This window comes from Flavobacterium nitrogenifigens (assembly GCF_003254565.1).
GTDB classification, from domain to species: domain Bacteria; phylum Bacteroidota; class Bacteroidia; order Flavobacteriales; family Flavobacteriaceae; genus Flavobacterium; species Flavobacterium nitrogenifigens.
This window is the reverse complement of record NZ_QJRI01000178.1, coordinates 213,434-234,556: the sequence shown is the minus strand read 5'-3', so window position 1 is coordinate 234,556 and position 21,123 is coordinate 213,434. Positions and strand designations below refer to the sequence as shown.

Below are 21,123 nucleotides of genomic sequence, written 5' to 3'. Positions count from 1 at the left end.
AAAACAAATCGTTTTAATTCTTACATATTAAAAGTCTCTTTAAAATTTATTTAAAGAGACTTTTTTATGTTTGCGATTAAAATTAAGTGTAAATGAGACGTTTTTATTCTTACAAATTTTGCTTTTTTAAGTAGATAATTGGTTTGTATTCAAAGAATTATCTGTATGCTTTTTGTAATTGAATGTTGTTTTTATGTTATGAATTAATTATGTTTGAGTTAAAAAAATAACTATTAAACCAAAAAATTATGAAAAAAATTACCCAAATCGCATTCGTGCTTGCTTTTGCATTATTTTTAATTAGCTGTAAAAATACCAAACAGAAAATACAGGAACATGTAAGTAATTACAATAATTCAGTTTCTATAAAAGGAAGTGGTATTACCAGTACTGCAGCAAAAGCTTTTCTGAATGATAATAAAATCGAAATTAGAATCGAAACCAATTTAGAAGAAAACGATGCAAATAAATTAGCCTACAAAGAATCTTTTCCAGACTTATTAAAAGAGATGATCAAGAACGACCAGATTTCTTCTTCTCTTATTGCTGAAGGAGTAAAGTTTGATGTGTATTTCTTAGCTTATAATAATGCTATTTTGGCGCAGGAATTAGTTGATCAAGAAGAATTAGCAGTTTTAGAAGGAACTGCAAAAGAAGGTAAAGAAACGGCAAAATTATAAACATAAACATTTTTAATATTCCGTTAGGAATATTTCATTGGTAGAAGTAAAGAAACGGCAAAATTATAGGCATAAACAATTTTTAATATTCCGATAGGAATATCTCATCGGTAGAAAAAAAATGGTTTTGTTTTGCATTGTGTCCTATAGGGACACCTGTTTTTTATGTTGAATATATGTATTGTTAATCAAACGTTCCTACGGAACTTACGCGTAACAACAATTCAAATTTAATTCTACCAATGAGACATTCCTACGGAATGAATTTCAGTTGTTTGATTGCCTTATTTCTCATAAACAAAAAGCCTCTTCAGTTTTGAAGAGGCTTTTTGTTTATGAGAATTGAGTAACGTTTTTAAGATTATCTGGGAAATAGAGTTCTGATAAGTTAGTAAACTCATCTCCGCGCATAAAAATATTAATATCAACATCTGCAAATGATGTTTTTCCAGCTGCAGCCAAAAGTTCATTAGCGGCATGTAGCGTATTTTTATGAAAATGGTAAACTCTTTCAGACTTATCTGTAACCACCAAACCTTTCATCAGCATTTTGTTTTGTGTGGCAACTCCAGTCGGGCATTCGTTATTATGACAGCGCAATGCTTGAATGCAGCCTAAAGAAAACATAAATCCTCTTGCGCTGTTACACATATCTGCGCCCAACGCAATCGCATGTAGAATAGAATAACCAGAAATAATTTTGCCGCTTCCAATAATGCGCATTTTATCGCGAATTCCTAAACGCACCAAAGTTTTATTCACAAAAATTAAAGCAGGTTCAAAAGGCATTCCTACACCATCTGCAAATTCAAGCGGAGCTGCTCCTGTTCCTCCTTCAGCGCCGTCAACTGTAATGAAATCTGGATAAGTATCTTCATTGATCATTTCTTGACAGATAGCTTCAAACTCAGCTGTATTTCCAATACATAATTTAAATCCGATTGGTTTCCCATTAGATAAATCACGTAATTGTTTGATAAACTGAATTAATCCATTAGGATCAGAAAAAGCATGATGGCCTGGAGGAGAAAGAATCATCGTATGTGGCACAACGCCTCTAATTTTAGCAATCTGCTCTGTATTTTTTCTTGCAGGAAGAACACCCCCGTGACCTGGTTTTGCACCTTGCGAAATTTTGATTTCGATCATCTTTACATTGGGAAGATTCGCTTTTTCAGAGAAATTTTCAGGACTGAAATTTCCTTCTGCATCACGGCAACCAAAGTATCCTGTTCCAATCTGCCAAGTAATGTCTCCGCCTCCAGCAAGGTGAAATTCTGTTAATCCGCCTTCTCCAGTATTTTGATAGAAATTTCCTTTTTGTGCTCCAATATTGATGGCGCGAACTGCATGTTCGCTCAACGAACCAAAACTCATTGCCGAAACATTAAATAAAGAAGCAGAGTAAGGCTGTTTGCAATCTTTTCCGCCAACTAAAACTCGAGGTAATTCTTCGTTTACTTTTGCTGGAAAAATAGAATGTTTTATTCCTTCGTAATTTTCTGTGTTTAAGTTTAATTGCGTTCCGAAAGGCGTACTCGAATCAATATTTTTGGCTCTTTGGTAAACTAACGAACGTTGGTTTCTTGAAAAAGGTTTTCCGTCTGTAGATCTTTCGATAAAATATTGCTGAATCTCAGGCGCAATCATTTCAAATAAATATCTGAAATATCCCAGAACTGGAAAGTTCCTTAAAATAGCATGTTTTTCCTGAGATGCGTTGTAGGCTCCCACAATTAGCAAAAGCGGAATAATAAATACGAGTAAATAGCCTCGTCCAGTATAATAATAAATTGCAGCAACAATTATAAACAATAAGAATCCGTAAATGAAGAATTTTTTTCTCATGTTTTTAAAAAATTAAATAGTAATAAATGCGATAATTAGTTGAATCTTAAACGTACATAAACGTGTTTGATTCCTTTTTTGTCTGATTCTCTTTCGTCGATTTCCAAAATATCGGTAAGCGATTTAAGCATTGGAGTCAGTTTAGAATAACCATAATTTCGAGGATCAAATTCAGGTTTTTTCTTTACGATTAGATTTCCGACATCCCCAAGAAACGCCCAGCCATCATCATCTTCAATGTCTTCTATAGTAGCTTCAATTAGTTCTATAGTCTGTTTGTCAATTTTGTGAAGCGCTTTTTCTGCTGGTTTTTCAACTGTTTTTTTGGTATCAGCAGCAACTGCTTTTGGTTTTTTCTTTTGAGTTGCGCCATCCAAAACTTCAATATAAATAAATCGATCGCAGGCAACAATAAACGAGTTTGGCGTTTTCTTTTCTCCAATTCCGATCACTTTCATGCCCGATTCGCGAAGTCTCACAGCAAGTCTTGTAAAATCACTGTCGCTGGAAACAATGCAGAAACCATCTAGTTTTCCAGAATAAAGTAAATCCATTGCATCGATAATAAGAGCAGAATCTGATGAGTTTTTTCCAACCGTGTAACTATATTGTTGAATAGGAGTAATAGCATGTTCTAATAAAACACCTTTCCAGCCATTTGCGTTTGGTTTTGTCCAATCGGCATAAATCCTTTTCGTAGTTGGTGTTCCTAGTTTTGCAATTTCTTCCATCATACCTTTTACATTGCTGTAGGGCACATTGTCTGCATCAATAAGGACTGCCAGTTTTAAATCTTTTGAATTGCTTAAAGGCATTTGTTAAATATTTAAAATTTAATACTCTCAAAGTTAAAATTAAAATTGGTTTTTATCAGAATTGAATGATGAATATATGTTTTTATGACTATTAATTAGTTTCATTATAAATAATGTTTGATCTTTATAAAAATAATTAAAGATAAATTTGTCTTTTATTTAAAACCTCTCTATCTTTGTCTAGAATTAATTAAGGATGTATGTTTTCAAAAGCGTGTGAGTACGGAATAAGAGCTTCAATATTTATTGCGACTAAATCTTCTAAAGGAATTAGGGTTGGAATAAAAGACGTGGCAAAAGAAATTGATTCGCCAGAACCATTTACAGCCAAGATTATGCAGATTTTGACAAAAAGTGGCATAATTCATTCGACAAAAGGTGTAGGGGGCGGATTTGAAGTTTCGCCAGAAGCATCAAAGTCTATCAAATTAATTCAGATTGTGGATGCCATTGACGGAAATAAAATATACAGCGGCTGCGGAATCGGATTAAAAGAATGCTCAGAAGAACACCCTTGTCCAGTTCATCACGAGTTCAAGAAAATAAGAGGACTTCTGTTAGAAATGCTTATCAATACAACTTTAGAACAGTTAGCTTCTGATGTTAAATCGGGAGATTTCTTTCTTAAAACAAATGCAAACAATTAACATTATTAAATATCTTAAAAATGAATACAAAAACCAAAATTTCAGTACTAATCCTAATGGGATTTCTAGCCGTTACTTCTTGCGGTAAAAAAGAAACAGCTCCAGCTGATCAAACAGAAACAACTGAACCGTCTACAGAAGGAGAACAAGCTCCTGTAGCAGCAGCAACAGAGGAAAATGTTTTAGTTATTGAAGGAAATGACCAAATGCAGTTTAGTGTAAATGAATTGAAAGCTGTTGCAGGAAAACCAATCAAATTGACTTTGAAACACGTTGGTAAAATTCCGAAAGAGGCGATGGGTCACAATTTAGTGATTTTGCAAGAAGGAACAGACCAAGCGGCTTTTGCTTTAAAAGCTAATGATGCCAAAGCAACTGATTATATTCCGGAATCTGAAAAAGCTTCAATCATTGCACACACTAAATTAATTGGTGGAGGAGAAGAAGATACAATCGAGTTTACAATTGATAAAAAAGGATCATATCCATTTATTTGCTCTTTCCCTGGTCACGTAGCCATGATGAAAGGTGTATTAATTGTTGAGTAAATAATCAAAAACTCCAAATGCTGTAATTGGGTTTGGAGTTTTTTTACAGACCAATAAAAGATAAAATTATCTTTTATTGGTAAATTCCCCCAAGAGAAATGAAAAGAGAAAAAAAATTATGGATAGTATTTGCATTGGTAATGAGTATATCATTTGCAGTGCTAGGTTATTATGGTTATGAGATTTATCAGCAGGCACCGCCAGTTCCAAAGGAAATTGTAACCGATTCTGGTAAAGCTGTTTTTAGCGAAAGCGAAATTAAAGACGGACAAAATATCTGGCAAAGTATAGGAGGCCAGGAAGTGGGATCTATCTGGGGGCACGGCGCTTATGTGGCCCCAGACTGGACCGCAGATTGGTTGCATAGAGAAGCTGTTTTTATATTAGATATCTATGCTCAAAAAGACTTCAATAAAAAGTATGAAGAATTAGATGCCGAAAAACAATCAGCTCTAAAGGTTCGTCTTCAGAAAGATTTAAGAACAAATCGTTACAATGCTGACACTGGTACACTAACTATTTCTGAAAACCGTTTGGCTGCAATTGAACATTTAAGCGAATATTATAAAGGTCTTTTTACAAATGATCCAAAATTTGATAAACTGAGAGAAGAATATGCGATTCCGAAAAACTCTATTACAGATGTGGAGAGAATGCATAAAATGAATGCCTTTTTCTTTTGGGCAACTTGGGCAACAGTCACCAATCGTCCTAATGGAGATATTTCGTATACACATAACTGGCCGTCAGATGAATTAGTCGGAAATAAGGCTACAACAGAGCTTTTAGCTTGGTCTGGAGTAAGTATTATTTTATTGATTTTGAGCGTTGGGATCTTAGTTTTCTATCATGCAAAATCGGGCGAAGAAGAAGAATTTCCGCTTCCAAAAGAAGATCCGTTGATTAAGCAAGGTAAAACGAAATCTATGGGATTGGTAACCAAATATTTCTGGATTGTAAGTTTACTAATGGTTCTACAAATGGTTTTCGGAATTATCACTGCGCATTATGGAGTGGAAGGAAATGGTTTGTACGGAATTCCGATTGATAAAATCCTGCCTTATGCTGTAACGCGAACATGGCATACGCAATTGGCTATTTTCTGGATTGCAACAGCTTGGTTGGCAACAGGATTGTATATTGCTCCGGCAGTTTCGGGTAAAGATCCTAAATTTCAATGTTTTGGTGTCAATTTCCTGTTTATTGCTTTGCTTATTATTGTTTTAGGTTCAATGGCTGGACAATGGTTTGGAGTAATGCAGAAATTAAATTTAGTTCAAAATTTCTGGTTCGGACATCAAGGTTACGAATATGTTGATTTAGGTCGTTTCTGGCAGATTTTCCTTTTAGTGGGACTGTTTTTATGGCTGGCTTTAATGATTCGTCCATTACTTCCAGTTTTAAAGAAAAAAACAGAAGAGAAAAATCTAATCATTTTGTTCTTAGTTTCTTGTACTGCAATTGCCATGTTTTACGGAGCTGGATTAATGTGGGGAAGACAAACCAATTTAGCCATTGCAGAATATTGGAGATGGTGGGTAGTTCACCTTTGGGTTGAAGGTTTCTTTGAAGTATTTGCAACAGTTGTAATTGCGTTCTTGTTTGTTCGTTTGGGATTATTGAAAACGAAAACAGCGACTTTAAATGTGCTTTTTGCTACGATTATTTTCATGTCTGGTGGTATTTTAGGAACATTTCACCACTTATATTTCTCAGGAACGCCAACGGCAATTATGGCTTTGGGAGCAACATTTAGCGCATTAGAAGTTGTGCCATTAACTTTAATAGGTTTTGAAGCGTATCAAAACTATAAAATCTCAAAATCAACACAATGGATTGCCGATTACAAATGGCCAATTTACTTTATGATTTCTGTTGCCTTTTGGAATTTCCTTGGAGCCGGAATCTTCGGATTCATCATTAATCCGCCAATTGCCTTGTATTATGTTCAAGGATTAAACACAACGCCTTTACACGGACACACGGCTCTGTTTGGAGTGTACGGAATGCTTGGAATTGGTCTGGTATTATTTGTACTGAGAAGTTTATACCGAAATGTAAGCTGGAATAACAAACTGCTTAAAATCACTTTCTGGTCTTTAAATATTGGATTGTTCCTGATGGCAATCTTAAGTCTTCTTCCAATTGGAGTTTGGCAGGCAATTGAAAGTATCAGTCACGGAATGTGGTATGCTCGTTCATCAGAATTAATGCAGCAGCCAGCAATGATTACTCTAAAATGGCTTCGTGCTATCGGAGATTCAATTTTCGGAATCGGGTTTATAACAATGGCCTGGTTTGTATTTGAATTGACATTAAAAAACAAAAAATAAACACAAAAAATATAAATTGATTATCATGGAAAATTTAAAAAACAAAACAATAGGATCATTTGTAGCTGAAGATTTTAGAACAGCTACAGTATTCTCTAAATATAGAATTGATTTTTGCTGCAAAGGAAACCGAACAGTTACCGAAGTATGCGAAAAACAAAATATTGATGCAGATGCTTTACTAGAAAATGTATTGCAAGTTGTACAATCAGAAAATAACGGAAGTATTGATTTCAACTCATGGCCTTTAGATTTATTGGCAGATTATATTGAGAAAACGCATCACCGTTATGTGGAAGAAAAAACGAATGTTTTGCTTCCGTTTTTAGATAAATTATGTAAAGTTCATGGAGCAAATCATCCTGAATTGTTCAAAATAAACGAATTGTTTATTGGCTGTGCAGGAGAATTATCTCAACACATGAAAAAAGAAGAGTTGGTTTTATTTCCATTTGTAAAAAGAATGGTGAAAACGAAAGACACGGATGGAGTTTTACATCAGCCATCTTTTGGAACCGTTGCAAATCCGATTGCGATGATGATGCACGAACATGATAATGAAGGCGAGCGTTTTAGAGAAATCGCGGCGTTGACAGATAATTATACTCCGCCAGCAGATGCTTGTACGACTTACAGAGTAACTTTTGCTATGCTAAAAGAGTTTGAAGCAGATTTGCATAAACACATTCATTTGGAAAATAATATTTTGTTTCCAAAAGCTGTGATTTTAGAAAAAGATTTTGTTGAAGTAGAATAAAGGTTGATTTTAATAGTGGAAAAAGCACCGATAAAATATCTAAATATGATAATTATCGGTGTTTTTTATTTCAAGAAATGTTATTTTTAATTGGAATTAAACACATAGAAACATAGATTAAAAAACTCAAAAAGATGATTTTAGAAAATCTAGATTTTCACACATAGCTATGTGTATTAATGCAAGTGAAATGCCTTTTATACGTTTGCAATCCCGATAGCTATCGGGAATGTTTCTATGTGTTTAAATAAAAATATAATCTATGAATTCTCAAAAAAGCTGGATACTGTGCTGTTTTTTTAATTTTCTGATAGCCTGCGTTTTCGGATTATTAATGCGGTTTATGTATCTGTTTCCTTTAGATCTTTTGAACTATAGTTTTCTGCTTCATGCGCATTCGCATGTTGCCATGTTAGGCTGGGTTTATATGATCGTATATGTTTTGGTGGTTCATTTTTTTATTCCAAAAGAAAAAAGCCAGAAACCCATTTATAACCGTTTGTTTTGGCTGACAGAATTTTCAGTAATCGGAATGATGATTGCTTTTCCAATTCAAGGATATGCTTTGTTTTCGATTGTTTTTTCGACTCTGCATATTTTGCTGAGTTATGTTTTTTGCCGTTTAGTTTGGAAAGACAGCTTAAGAGATAAATCGCCATCACAAAGACTTTTATTGGTTTCAATTCTATTTATGATTTTATCAACTTTTGGAGTTTGGTGTCTTGGTCCAGCGGTGAGTACGTTAGGAAAACAAAGTGCTTTTTATCAAATTGCGATTCAATTTTTTCTTCATTTTCAATTTAACGGCTGGTTTATACTGGCGATTTTGGCTTTGTTTTTAAAGCAATTTCAAAATAAAATTGATGAGGTAAAGTTTAAGAAGTTTTACTTTCTAATGGTTGTTTCTACTCTATTGACGGTTTGTTTTCCAGTTCGATGGTTCATAGAAAATGATATTTTGAGTTATATCAATGGTTTGGGGGTTTTGATGCAATTAGGGGCATTTTTTTATTTTTATAAAATGCTAAAACCCCAAATCCATCATTTCAAAAGCACTTTAGATAAAATCACAAAAATGGTTTACGGTTTGGCTTTGTGTTCTTTGTTTTTGAAAGTCGGAATTCAACTGCTAACTCTTTTTCCTAATCTGGCAGAAGTTTCGCATCAAATCAGAAATTTTGTAATAGGTTTTATTCACTTAACAACATTAGGAATCATAACCGGATTTTTGTTTGGAATTATGCTTCAAAACAAAATGCTTTCAGCCAATTCATCATCATTGAAAATAGGAGTGAAGAGTTTTATTTTAGGATATATTGCAACCGAAGTTTTATTGTTTCTGCAAGGCTGGTTTTTCTTTTTTGGAGAAGGCAGTATTCCAGCATATTTTCAAAGTATTTTGATTTTTAGTATTCTTTTGGTTTTGGGATTGGTTTTAATGATGAGTTCTATAATTAAGAGAAAATAATATAGTAAGTAAGTTCCAGAGGAATGACATATTTATAGAAAAATTGGGTAGTAGAGAAAAGAAGCTCCGGAGGAGCGAAATATTTATAGAAAACGTTTTGACAAAGATTAAAGAGCCCCAGCGGGGCGAAATATTTTCTAATAGTTTTTTTTCTAACCTGATAAAGATTTCGCTCCGCTGGAGCTTTTTATAAACGCGTTACATTTTTTCTATAAATATTTCGCTCCTCCGAAGCTTTACAACATATTTCTTTTAACTTATTATAAATAAAAAACAAGAGTCAATTTATTTCTAAACTTGCTCTTGCTTCTTACTAATTAACCTATTTATCTAATGATTTTTTTATTTTAAACACATAGAAACATTCCCGATAGCTATCGGGATTGCAAACGTATAAAAGGCGTTTCACTTACATCAATGCACATAGCTATGTGTTAAAATCTAGATTTTTTAAAATTATCTTTTTTTACTTTCTTAAAAATCTATGCTTCTATGTGTTTAAAAACTATATCTATATTTTTCCTGCTTCTAAATTTATTGTTTCGATTGTTTTTTCATTATTTACACCTAAACCTTCCTGCTGAAATACCAATTCTCCTTCAGGATTAAAAACGCTGATAATATTTGAATGCGAAAAATCTATTGGAGAGATTTTTTTATAATTGACAGCCAAGACTGCTGCAAACTCTCTCGTGTTTTCTTCAGATGAACGAAGAAAAATCCAAGGATCTTGGTTCATTTTATTTTCAATAGCAAACGATTTTAATCTTTCAGGTGTGTCTGTATTAGGGTCAATACTTACCAGAATCAATTTTACATGCTGTTTTGTTTTTTTCTCTAGTTTAGATTCAATGTCACGCATATCGGCAACTAATCTAGGACATGCAGCTTTGCAGCTTGTGTAAATCATTACCATTACGAGAACATTTCCTCGAAGTGATTTTAATTCAATATCTTTTCCATCTTGTGTTGTCCATTTTGATGGCAGATTATAAATTGATAAATCGCTGATTTCCTTTTTTGTTTCTGCTTTGCTTTCTTTTTTATCGGCTTCTTGACAGCTGTAAAATGAGAATAGGAGGAGAAAAGCAATTGCTATTTTTTTCATTGTAAACTAATTTTAAATTAGATTTTCGGTTTTGTTGTGCTGGCACATCTAAAGCCAAGATTTCGTGTTGAATATTGCGCTTTCAAGCTTCCTCTGAACGCGTAACGCATAAAAGCGGCATAATCCATTAAATCGGATGCATTTACAGATCCGCTTCCGCAAAAGAGGTTTTTGTCAGTGCTTTTATCTTTTCTAGATTCTCCAGATAAAAAAATGCTGTTAAAGTCAGAAGTCCATTCCCAAACTAAACCGTGCATGTCGTAAACTCCCCAATAATTTTTGAAAGTTTTTCCAATTTCATTTTCATACGTTCTCGATTTCTCGTACCAAGACAAAATATATTCGTTGAATTCTTTTTTGGTTCTAGCATCTATTTTTTTAGTATCTGCCATTGCCACATATTCCCATTCATCCATTGTTGCCAAACGTTTTCCTTGACATTCGCAGTATTTTTTAGCTGCAAACCAAGAAACGCTTGTTACGGGCGATTTAGGCTTGGCACTTCCAAAATCAAAATCATTTTTCCAATAAGAGAGATAACTTTTATCAGCAAAAATTCCTTTAATCTTCGATTTTTGATAAGAAGGATTCTTTTTGACAAATTCTAAATACTCACTATTGGTTACAGGATAAATGTCTATGTAAAAAGATTTTACTACAACAGGTTTTTGAGAAACAGCTCCATAAAGAGGGACATAAGATCCCTCTTTTATGAAAGCCATTTCTTTTTCCTGCGCCTTCATGACACTAAACACAGAGAAAAAGATAGTTAGTATGAAAATGTATTTTTTCATGCTGAATGTTTGCTGTTTATCTTAATGCTTTTACCATTTCTGGCGTAACTTCAGTTTTATTGTTGCCCCAACTGTTATAAATGTAGGTAAGTACATTTGCGATTTCATCATCAGATAAATTTTGAGCCGGCATTACGTTGTTGTATTTTTTGCCATTAACGGTTACTTCTCCCGTTAAACCATGTAGAATGGTTTTTATGGCACGTTTAGAATCGGCATTTAAATAATCTGATTTTGCTAAAGGAGGGAAAGTACTTGGAATTCCTTGTCCTTCAGATTGGTGACAAGCAAAGCATGTTGTTCCAAAGATTTCTTTACCAATATTAATTTTCTCAGCAACTGTTCGTTTTGGAATTGCAGTTTTTGCAGTAGATTCGCCTGGCATTTTCTGGATTGTTCCTCCTTCTGGTAAATAAATACCTTCTTGGATAGTTCCAGAGTAAATGTTTTTGTTTTCTTTTCCTTCCACTTTTAGCATTCCCAGTGCTCCTTTATTAAACGCTCTAAAAATAGAGTGGTCTACGAGAATAAAAGTTCCTGGAGTTTCTACTTTGAAATCAACAATTGCGGCACCACCAGCAGGAATCAAGGTTGTCTGAACATTTTTGTTGATTGTACTTCCGCCTTCAATATGTACACTATCGAAAATTTCTCCAATAACGTGGAAAGAAGAAACCAAATTTGGTCCACCGTTTCCAACAAAAAGACGAACAGTTTCACCCACTTTTGCTGTTAATTCGCCGCCATTTGTCAAAGCACCTACTTTTCCATTAAATACAACATAATCAGGTGTTTCTTTTACCGCTTTATTCATGTCAAACGGCTGAAGACCTTTTGCGCCGTATTCACCTTGAGTGTAAAAATCACCCTGCATTACGTAGTACTCTTTATCTACAGGAGGAAGTCCTCCTTCTGGTTCAACCAGAATCAATCCGTACATACCGTTTGCAATGTGCATTCCTACAGGAGCAGTAGCACAGTGGTACACATACAATCCGGGATTTATAACTTTGAAACTAAATACTTTTTCATGTCCCGGCGCTACCAGAGATGAGGTTGCTCCACCACCTGGGCCAGTTACGGCATGTAAATCTATATTATGAGGTAATTTATTATCAGGATGGTTTTTTAAGTGAAATTCTACTTCATCGCCAACGCGTGTTCTGATGAAGCTTCCAGGAACCGAACCGCCAAATGTCCAATAGGTATATTTTACACCATCTGTCATTGTACCTTCTTGTTCTTTAATTTCCATGTTTAGTTTTAGCTTCATGGCAGTTCTGTTTCCAACTGGTTTTGGAACGTGTGGAGGAGATGTAAGTTCAGCATCCATTTCGCCTTCAGTCATAATGTCTGCATAATCTTTAGCTTCTTCTTTTTTGCAGCTACCTAAAATCAGCAGCATAAATAACGAGCACATAAGAAAGCTCGTTTTAATCCAGGTTTTGTTAGTTCTTTTCATGATATATTTAGATTTTATTTTGCTTTAAATTTCTAAACAAAAATAAAAGACTTTTTTGTCCTTTATTATGATATTAATCATGTTTTTACATAATTACAGAGCTAAGGTTTTTTGGGGACTAAACAAATATACGTAAAATCGTATTATTTTATGTAAGCATAATATTTTTGAATAAAAATAATTGAGGTTCTTCATTTTAAATTAATAATGATTATTTTTGCTCGCTGATTAAGTAAAAAAAATTACTACATATATTATGGTAAAAGATTTATTCGAAAGAATTCAGGACAATAAAGGACCTTTAGGAAAATGGGCTTCTCAAGCAGAAGGTTATTACGTTTTCCCAAAGTTAGAAGGAGAGTTGGGTCCTAGAATGCAATTTCACGGAAAAAATATTTTAAACTGGAGTTTAAATGATTATTTAGGTTTAGCTAATCATCCAGAAGTTCGTCAAGCAGATACAGATGCAGCAATTCAGTTTGGTGCAGCATATCCTATGGGAGCTCGTATGATGTCTGGGCACACAACGTACCATGAACAATTAGAAAATGAATTGGCAGAATTTGTAATGAAAGAATCTGCTTATTTATTGAATTTTGGTTACCAAGGTATGGTTTCTATCATCGATGCTTTGGTTACAAAAAATGACATTATCGTTTATGACGTAGATTCACATGCTTGTATCATTGATGGTGTTCGTTTACATATGGGTAAACGTTTCACATACAAACACAATGACCTTGAAAGTATGGAGAAAAACTTGCAGCGTGCTACTAAAATGGCAGAGGAGACAGGCGGAGGTATTTTATTTATTACTGAAGGTGTTTTCGGAATGCGCGGACAGCAAGGAAAATTAAAAGAAATTGTTGAATTAAAGAAAAAATACAATTTCAGATTATTAGTAGATGATGCTCACGGTTTTGGTACACTTGGTAAAACAGGTGCTGGAGCAGGTGAAGAGCAAGGAGTTCAAGATCAGATTGATGTTTACTTCTCTACTTTTGCAAAATCTATGGCTAATATTGGAGCTTTTGTAGCAGCAGATAAAACAGTTATTGATTATTTGAAATACAACTTGCGTTCTCAAATGTTTGCTAAAGCATTGCCAATGATTCAGACAATTGGATCTTTGAAACGTTTAGAGTTATTGCGTAAATCTTCTGCAATAAAAGATAAACTTTGGGAAAACGTAAATGCATTGCAAAACGGTCTTAAAGAAAAAGGATTTAATATTGGAGATACAAATACTTGTATTACACCAGTTTACTTAGAAGGAAGTATTCCTGAGGCAATGGTAATGGTAAACGATTTAAGAGAAAATTATGGTATTTTCCTTTCTATTGTGGTTTACCCAGTTATTCCAAAAGGAATTATCTTATTGAGAATGATTCCTACGGCTTCTCATACATTAGAAGATATCAATGAAACGTTAACAGCTTTCGAAGCAATCCGCGAGAAACTGACTAACGGAACTTATAAAGAAATTGCAGAGCGTACAACTGTTGACGTTTCGTAATGACTTAAGAAAATAAATTCTCATAACATGGGAATTATGTAAAAGAATCCATTCGTTATGCGAATGGATTTTTTTTTATTTAAAGTAACTTTATTTTATAATCAGAAAAATAAAAGATAAATATGAAAAAAGTACTTACAATAGCTGTGATAGCGCTGTCTATTTTTGCTTCTTGTAAAAAAGAAACAACGACAACAGAGCCGGTACAAATTACACCAAGTCCGCCAAAAGAAGCTGAAATTGTTGAGCCTGCTGGAGATCAATGTTATGCTTGGAAATCTAATGGAAGCGTTATAGAGATGAGTTTTAATGTTAATTCTCATCAAGAGGTGAACGGAAAACTAAGCTATAATTTGGTAGGAAAAGACAAAAACGAAGGAACTTTAATTGGAAATATGAAAGGTGATACTTTGGTTGCTGATTATACCTTTAATTCTGAAGGCGCTTCATCTGTTCGAGAAGTTGTCTTTCTACAAAAAGACGGGGCTTTTATTGAAGGATATGGTGATGTTGCAGAAGCAAATAATAAAGTTTCTTTTAAAGATAAATCAAAGCTAAAATTTGATGCCAAAAATACTTTGGTAAAAGTAGACTGCAAAGTAGAGTAGGATGTGTTTTATAAAGTAAAAAATCCATTCGTTATTGGGGGCGAATGGATTTTTTTTATTGTTAATTTTCTAAAACTGAAAACTGAGACTGCGACTGAAAACTAAATTTAAAGATTCTTCAAATAAGTCTTTCTCTGACAGTGAATAATTGGGTCAAAGTTTTTCCAAAGTAAATGAATAGCATTATTTTCTAATAACTCTGGAGTTCTAATACAAGTCTGAATTCCTTTGGCAGAAAAAGTCTTGTAATATTCATCAAAAATAATAGCGGTTACACCTTTATTCTGATATTCTGGATGAACTCCGATGAGGTAAAAAACAACATCTTTACTGTGTTTTTTAGCCTTTAATAATTGCAGAAAACCAAATGGGAATAGTTTACCTCTTATTTTTTGCAGCGCTTCAACAAAACTTGGCATTACAATACTAAAAGCTACTAGTTTATCATCTTTATCAACTACAAATTTGATGTATTCTGGATTGATAAAACTGATGTATTTCTTTTTAAAATACTCTTTCTGCACATCAGAAATAGCTACAAACGAAGCTAGTTTTTCATAAGATTCGTTAAACAAATCAAACATTTTGTCTACGTGAGGCATAATGTCTTTTGTTTTGGTAAAATTAAGCGCTTTAAGTCCGTAGCGTTTCTTGATTAACTCCTGTGCTTTCTGAAAGAATTCTGGTTTAACATTAGAAAAAGGAAAAATACTCTCAATATATTGTTTTTCAACCTGAAACCCCAGTTCTTCAAAATGTCTTACATAATATTCATGATTGTACCAAGTAATCATGGTTCCAACTTGGTCAAAACCTTCAGTAAGAACTCCAACTTTGTCTAAGTTTGAGAATCCCATTGGGCCTTCAGCGTGTTCTAAGTTGTGTTTTCTTCCTAATTCATATACTTTTTCAAGAAGTGCTTTAGTAACTTCAATATCATCAATTACATCAAACCATCCAAAACGAACTTTTCTTTTATGTTGATTATTCACCTCAGACCAATTGATAATAGCAGTAATTCGACCAACAATTTTATTGTCTCTGTATGCTAAGTAAAAATAAGCTTCGGCATTATCAAAAGCCGGATTTTTAGTTTTATCAAAAGATGCCAATTCATCTGAAATAATAGGCGGTACCCAATACGGATTGTCCTTGTATAATGAAAAAGGAAATTTGATGTATTCGGTTAATTCTTTCTTGCTTTTGGCTTCTTTAATTGTAATCATTAGTTGGTATTGAGAGTCCTTAAAAAAGGATCTAGTTATTTATGTTTATTCGTATTTCGCTTTACGTTTTCTTTCTCTTTCTTGATAATCTATTGGTTTCTCATTGTCAGGATTCTTTTTTGCTCTTGCTGCGGCTTTGTTTTCTATCTGTTTTTCTTTGTACCATCCATCATAACGCCATGATACTCCAACTCCGCCATATAAAATAGAAGGCGTATTCTTAAAGTTAGTGCTTATAGAAGCATCCACCTGTAAGTTTGAAGAAAGCAAATAAGCAGCACCTGTACGCAGAATTGAATCGCTGTAAAAGTCGCTTTTATATCCTTGATTTTCAAGAAAACCAGACCATTTGTCATTAAATCCGTGCGTCAAAGTTAATACATATCCGTAACTTGGATAGTCTGTACCGATATAATCTGCAATAATATTGGTAACAAAGACCCAAGATCCGCCTCCAAGAAGGTTTTGGGTAATGATAGAAACCTTAGGAGAAATGGCTCCATCTGGGGAAAAATAGTAAGGATTGTCAGCGCCAACAAAATTTGCTCCTGCAAATACCGAAACCGCAGGAATCAGCTCTCGCCATTGAAAATTACGATTGGCTTTATAACTGTAAATATTCACTTCTCTTTTGTAATTTTTATAAGGATCATAAATAAGATATTTAGCTCCTAAAACAGTCTGTCTAAAATTGTTTTTTTTGTAGCTAGTGTACGGAGTATCAAAGTTCTCTGCCTGATATTGTAAATCTGCAATAAATTCTAATTGCTCTAGAAAAGCACCAAATCTTATAGTTAAATCAGTGCCAAACCCGCTGGCATCGTAGTCTAATAAATCGTGTTTTTCTTTAATGCCGTAAACACCAAGTTCGGCCTGAATTACAGATTTTCCAACAGCGTAAGCTGACATGGTTTCGCCAGGACGATTGGAATTAATAACATCGGTGTATTGTGCAAAAAATAGTTGTGGAATAAAAAAAAGTACCGGGGCAAGTAAGTTTTTAATTTTGGACATATAATTTTTTTTGGATTAAAAAATAATAACGCATTTCAAATGTACATATTTTATTATTTATTTAAGATTCATATTTTATTTTTAAGGAATGGATTTATTAATTTTGGAAAAAAATATATAGTTATGCAAGAAGCATCATTTTCAGGTTTGTTTAAAACCATCATGTGGGTTATAGCTTTTTATTACATTTTTAAATTTTTAGCTAGAATCTTTTTGCCAGTATTGGTTAAAAAGGCGGTAGAGAATGCTAGTGAAAATTTTCAAAGACAGCAGCAGCAGTATAATCAAGGCAATACATATCAGAACAATCGCAATACAAATAATAATGATGAAATAATCATTAATACTGCTAATGCTAAAAATCCGCGCGAAACCAAAAAAGTGGGAGAGTATGTCGATTACGAAGAAATAGATTAGATTTGTGTCCTGAAAATTTAGGATTCATTTTAACCCAAACTAGCCAAAATTGAAAATAGTAAATAAGTTCTATCCGCATGCCCTTGTTATCTTGGGCTTTATTTTTGTTTCATTAATTTATTTTTATCCAGTTCTACAAGGAAAACAAATCTTCCAGTCTGATATTGCTCAATACACCGGAATGGCAAAAGAGCAAAATGACTTTAGAGCAGTAGAAAATGCTGAACCTTATTGGACAAACTCTGCTTTTGGAGGTATGCCAACGTATCAGCTTGGAGCAAATTATCCGAACGATTTTATTGGTAAAGTTGATGACGTTTTGCGTTTTCTTCCACGTCCTGCAGATTACTTATTCTTATATTTCCTTGGTTTTTATGGTTTATTATTAGTTTTAAAAACAGATCCTTTAAAAGCCTTTATAGGTTCAATTGCATTTGGTTTTTCAACTTATATGATTATCATTTTAGGAGTTGGACATAATGCAAAAGCGCATGCAATAGCTTATATGCCTTTGGTAATTGCGGGTTTTATACTGGTCTTTCAGAAGAAGTATATTAAGGGCGGTCTGCTCACTATGTTTGCCGTAGCACTAGAAATAAGTGCCAATCACTTCCAGATGACCTATTATTTATTGATTTTCTTATTGATACTTTCAGGTTATTTTGCTTTTAATTATATCAAAGAAAAAGATTTTAAAGGACTTCTAATTTCTTGTGGAGTTTTATTAGTTGCTGGAATTTTTGCCTTAGGTGCCAATGCAGGTAATTTAATGGCAACAAACGAATATGCTAAATATAGTATCAGAGATAAAAGCGAGCTGACTTTTAATCCAGACGGATCTAAAAACGAAACCACTGCATCGATGACCACAGATTATATTACAGAATATAGTTATGGTATAGCAGAAAGTTTAAATTTAATTGCTCCAAGAATTTTTGGAGGTTCTAGCCACGAAAATGTAGGTACAGACAGCCGTATGTACGCATTTATGCTTGAACAAGGAGTTCCTGCTTCTCAAGCTCAAGATTTTGTTTCGGGAATGCCTACCTATTGGGGAGATCAGCCAATTGTTTCGGCACCAGCTTACATTGGGGCTGTAGTTTTCTTTTTGGCAGTTTTAGCTTTATTTATAGACGAAAGAAAAATTAAATATGTTTTCCTTACCGGAGCGCTTTTTACTTTAGTGCTTTCTTGGGGAAAAAACTTCTCTTTATTGACAGACTTTTTTATTGAATATGTTCCGCTTTACGATAAATTTAGAGCCGTATCTTCAATTCAGGTTATATTAGAATTATGTTTCCCTGTTTTAGCCGTTATGGGATTACAGTCATTTTTTAAAGCTAAAGACGAGCCGAAATTACAGCAGAAAGCATTAGTGCAGACAGGAGTTTTTGGTTTAGGGGTTCTGGTTATTCTTCTAATAGCAAAAAGCTTCTTCCATTTTACAGGAATGAACGATAATGTTTATTTGGAAAGCTACGGGCCAGGATTTGTTGATGCTTTAAGAGAAGACAGAATGACCATGTACTATGCAGATTTGTTAAGATCTGGATTCTTAATTATAGTGACATTTGTGGTTCTTTGGATGTTTGTAAAGAACAAATTCTCTCAAACTACAACTTTAATTGTGGTTGGAATCGTGATGATTTTTGATTTGTTTTTTGTCGATAAAAAATATGTTTCTGCTAAAGATTTTGTGAGCCCAGTTCAAATTGCAGCACCTTTTCAAGAAACACAGGCAGATGCACAAATTTTAAAAGATACTTCAGTTTATCGTGTATTTGATCTTCAGGGACAATTGCAAGGAAGATCATCTTATTTCCATAAAACAATTGGAGGTTATAGTGCTGTACGACCAAGAAGAATGCAGCAATTATATGATTACCAAATTGCTAAAAATAATTTAGAAGTGCTTAATATGTTGAATGTTAAGTATGTTATTCAAGTGGATAAAGACGGAAACCAAATTCCTGCGGTTAATCCAGATGCTAACGGAAATGCTTGGTTTGTGGAGTCGGTAAAACTGGTAAACAAACCAGACGATGTAATGAAGGCGCTAAATACTTTAGACACTAAAAAAGTAGCCGTTTTCAATGTTCACGAACATGAAAGCAAATTCCAAAATGCGAGATTAAAGAAAGCCTTCGATACAACAGGAACTATCAAAGTTGTTACTTATAAGCCAAATTATATTAAATACAAATCAGAAAATAATGGAGATGGTTTAGCTGTGTTCTCTGAAATGTATTATAAAAATGGCTGGAACGCTTATATAGATGGAAAATTGACAGATCATTTCCCAGTTGATTATGTTCTAAGAGCTATGGAAGTTCCTGCTGGAAAACACACTATCGAATTTAAATTTGAACCTCAGATTATTAAAACTGGAGGAACAATTACTTTAATAAGTTCAATTGGAATGCTGTTGCTTTTATGTGCAGGGATTTATTTTGAGAAATTCTACCGCAAAGATTCGCAAAAAAGTCACAGAGATACTCAAAATAATTAAAAAAAATCTTTGTGATACTCAGTGCTGACTTTGTGAATCTCTGTATAATTTAAATATGGAACAAAAAAAACTTTTAATAATTACCTATTACTTTCCGCCTGCGGGTGGGCCAGGAGTGCAACGTTGGTTGAAATTTGTAAAATATCTACCTGAATTTGACGTTCAGCCCATAGTTTATGTTCCAGAAAACCCGACTTATCCAATTGTTGATGAAGGTTTGGTAAGTGAAATATCAGATAAAGTAATTGTTTTAAAGAATAAAATTTGGGAGCCTTATCAATTGGCTTCCATTTTTTCGAAAAATAAAACCAAGAAAATTAGTTCTGGCATTTTTCCGCAAAAGAAAAAACAGACTTTTTTAGATAAGACATTTCTTTGGGTTAGAGGAAATCTTTTTATTCCAGATGCCCGTGTTTTTTGGGTAAAACCATCAGTTTCTTATTTAGAAAAATACATTCAAGAAAATAATATTGACACGATTGTAACTTCTGGGCCGCCACATAGTTTGCACTTAATTGGTCTTGAATTACAGCAGAAATTAAAAGTAAAATGGTTTGCTGATTTTCGCGATCCTTGGACTACAATTGGCTATCATAAAGCACTTCGTCTATCTTCTTACGCCGAAAAAAAACATAAAAATTTAGAGCATAAAGTACTTAATTCTGCAGACGAAATCATTGTAACTAGTAAAACAACAAAAACTGAATTTGAAGCTATTACCAATAAACCAATTACGGTAATTACAAACGGTTACGATGTTGAAACTGTCGAAAAACAGACTTTAGATACGAAATTCACTTTAGCTCATATTGGTTCTTTCTTGTCTGATAGAAACCCGCCATTTTTATGGGAAGTTTTAGTTGAATTACTTAAAGAAGTTCCGGAATTTAAATCTCATTTAGAAATTAAATTAATTGGAGCAGTAAGTCAGGAAGTTTTGGATGCTATTCAAGAACATCAATTAAAAGATTATTTGAATTTAGTGGGTTACGTTTCTCATAAAGAAGCCGTTGCACACCAAAGAAAATCTCAAGTTTTGCTTTTAATAGAAATTAATTCTGAGGATACTAAAAGTATTATTCCAGGAAAATTATTCGAATATATGGTCTCAAACCGTCCAATAATTGCTATTGGGCCTCAAGGTTCTGACTTTGCTGATATCGTTACACAGACGAATACTGGAGTATTTTTTGATTATTCTGAAAAAGCGAAATTAAAAAGTGTAATTTTGGACTTTTTTAATCAGTTTTTGGAAGGGAAATTACAATCGCATGGGATTGGTTTACAGCAATATTCGAGAAAAAACCTAACCAAACAATTAGCACAGCTGATTAAAGGATAATCATTAAAAACAAAATACAATCTAAACTCAA

18 protein-coding genes are annotated in these 21,123 nt (G+C 33.5%); 11 read left to right on the top strand and 7 right to left on the bottom strand.

The features are described from left to right. Positions 1 to 248 precede the first annotated feature (248 nt). Positions 249 to 680, top strand: a complete 432-nt coding sequence (locus DM397_RS16805; RefSeq protein ID WP_111378640.1) for a hypothetical protein — start codon at positions 249 to 251, stop codon at positions 678 to 680. Positions 681 to 1,013: 333 nt separating this feature from the next. Here DM397_RS16805 and DM397_RS16800 read toward each other — a convergent pair whose 3' ends face one another. Both DM397_RS16800 and DM397_RS16795 read right to left on the bottom strand, forming a co-directional pair. Next, positions 1,014 to 2,528 carry an FMN-binding glutamate synthase family protein gene (locus DM397_RS16800; protein ID WP_111378639.1) on the bottom strand — a complete coding sequence of 505 codons (1,515 nt, stop codon included), beginning with the start codon at positions 2,526 to 2,528 and terminating at the stop codon, positions 1,014 to 1,016. A 35-nt stretch (positions 2,529 to 2,563) separates the two neighbouring features. Then, the gene (locus tag DM397_RS16795; RefSeq protein ID WP_111378638.1) at positions 2,564 to 3,343 is read right to left on the bottom strand and encodes an NYN domain-containing protein; all 780 of its coding nucleotides are present in this window, start codon (positions 3,341 to 3,343) and stop codon (positions 2,564 to 2,566) included. 200 nt (positions 3,344 to 3,543) lie between these two features. Between DM397_RS16795 and DM397_RS16790 the strand changes: the two genes are divergently transcribed. The 5 genes from DM397_RS16790 to DM397_RS16770 all read left to right on the top strand — a co-directional run bounded on the left by DM397_RS16790 (position 3,544) and on the right by DM397_RS16770 (position 9,096). After that, the gene (locus tag DM397_RS16790; protein WP_111378637.1) at positions 3,544 to 3,990 is read left to right on the top strand and encodes an RrF2 family transcriptional regulator; all 447 of its coding nucleotides are present in this window, start codon (positions 3,544 to 3,546) and stop codon (positions 3,988 to 3,990) included. Positions 3,991 to 4,010: 20 nt separating this feature from the next. Next, the gene (gene azu, locus DM397_RS16785; protein ID WP_111378636.1) at positions 4,011 to 4,538 is read left to right on the top strand and encodes an azurin; all 528 of its coding nucleotides are present in this window, start codon (positions 4,011 to 4,013) and stop codon (positions 4,536 to 4,538) included. Positions 4,539 to 4,636: 98 nt separating this feature from the next. Next, positions 4,637 to 6,871 carry a nitric-oxide reductase large subunit gene (locus tag DM397_RS16780; protein ID WP_111378635.1) on the top strand — a complete coding sequence of 745 codons (2,235 nt, stop codon included), beginning with the start codon at positions 4,637 to 4,639 and terminating at the stop codon, positions 6,869 to 6,871. Between the two features lie 25 nt (positions 6,872 to 6,896). After that, positions 6,897 to 7,628, top strand: a complete 732-nt coding sequence (gene ric, locus DM397_RS16775; RefSeq protein ID WP_111378634.1) for an iron-sulfur cluster repair di-iron protein — start codon at positions 6,897 to 6,899, stop codon at positions 7,626 to 7,628. 262 nt (positions 7,629 to 7,890) lie between these two features. After that, the gene (locus DM397_RS16770; protein WP_111378633.1) at positions 7,891 to 9,096 is read left to right on the top strand and encodes a hypothetical protein; all 1,206 of its coding nucleotides are present in this window, start codon (positions 7,891 to 7,893) and stop codon (positions 9,094 to 9,096) included. Positions 9,097 to 9,607: 511 nt separating this feature from the next. Here DM397_RS16770 and DM397_RS16765 read toward each other — a convergent pair. From DM397_RS16765 to nirK, 3 genes are read right to left on the bottom strand one after another with little or no spacing between them, the layout of a single operon-like run. After that, positions 9,608 to 10,204 (bottom strand): SCO family protein, encoded by a 597-nt coding sequence (locus DM397_RS16765; protein ID WP_111378632.1) that lies wholly within the window; start codon positions 10,202 to 10,204, stop codon positions 9,608 to 9,610. Positions 10,205 to 10,221: 17 nt separating this feature from the next. Beyond that, positions 10,222 to 10,998, bottom strand: a complete 777-nt coding sequence (locus DM397_RS16760; RefSeq protein WP_111378631.1) for a formylglycine-generating enzyme family protein — start codon at positions 10,996 to 10,998, stop codon at positions 10,222 to 10,224. 16 nt (positions 10,999 to 11,014) lie between these two features. After that, positions 11,015 to 12,460 (bottom strand): copper-containing nitrite reductase, encoded by a 1,446-nt coding sequence (gene nirK / locus DM397_RS16755; RefSeq protein ID WP_111378630.1) that lies wholly within the window; start codon positions 12,458 to 12,460, stop codon positions 11,015 to 11,017. A gap of 256 nt (positions 12,461 to 12,716) precedes the next feature. Here nirK and DM397_RS16750 point away from each other — a divergent pair, with 256 nt between their 5' ends. Then, complete coding sequence (locus tag DM397_RS16750; protein ID WP_111378629.1) at positions 12,717 to 13,976, top strand: aminotransferase class I/II-fold pyridoxal phosphate-dependent enzyme; 1,260 nt, start codon at positions 12,717 to 12,719, stop codon at positions 13,974 to 13,976. Positions 13,977 to 14,098: 122 nt separating this feature from the next. Further along, positions 14,099 to 14,584, top strand: coding sequence for a hypothetical protein (locus DM397_RS16745; protein WP_111378628.1), 486 nt, complete (start codon positions 14,099 to 14,101; stop codon positions 14,582 to 14,584). 107 nt (positions 14,585 to 14,691) lie between these two features. On the opposite strand, the gene DM397_RS16740 is transcribed toward DM397_RS16745, so the two are convergent. Beyond that, positions 14,692 to 15,810 (bottom strand): GTP cyclohydrolase, encoded by a 1,119-nt coding sequence (locus DM397_RS16740; RefSeq protein WP_111378627.1) that lies wholly within the window; start codon positions 15,808 to 15,810, stop codon positions 14,692 to 14,694. Between the two features lie 45 nt (positions 15,811 to 15,855). After that, the gene (locus tag DM397_RS16735; RefSeq protein WP_111378626.1) at positions 15,856 to 16,824 is read right to left on the bottom strand and encodes a transporter; all 969 of its coding nucleotides are present in this window, start codon (positions 16,822 to 16,824) and stop codon (positions 15,856 to 15,858) included. A gap of 123 nt (positions 16,825 to 16,947) precedes the next feature. Between DM397_RS16735 and DM397_RS16730 the strand changes: the two genes are divergently transcribed. Genes DM397_RS16730 through DM397_RS16720 form a run of 3 tightly spaced genes read left to right on the top strand, consistent with a single transcriptional unit; the run spans position 16,948 to position 21,092 of the window. Then, entirely contained in the window at positions 16,948 to 17,241 is a 294-nt protein-coding gene (locus DM397_RS16730; protein ID WP_111378714.1) for a DUF4834 family protein, read from the top strand. A 49-nt stretch (positions 17,242 to 17,290) separates the two neighbouring features. Then, complete coding sequence (locus tag DM397_RS16725) at positions 17,291 to 19,750, top strand: YfhO family protein (protein WP_111378625.1); 2,460 nt, start codon at positions 17,291 to 17,293, stop codon at positions 19,748 to 19,750. 55 nt (positions 19,751 to 19,805) lie between these two features. Further along, positions 19,806 to 21,092, top strand: a complete 1,287-nt coding sequence (locus DM397_RS16720) for a glycosyltransferase family 4 protein (protein ID WP_111378624.1) — start codon at positions 19,806 to 19,808, stop codon at positions 21,090 to 21,092. Positions 21,093 to 21,123: the final 31 nt, after the last annotated feature.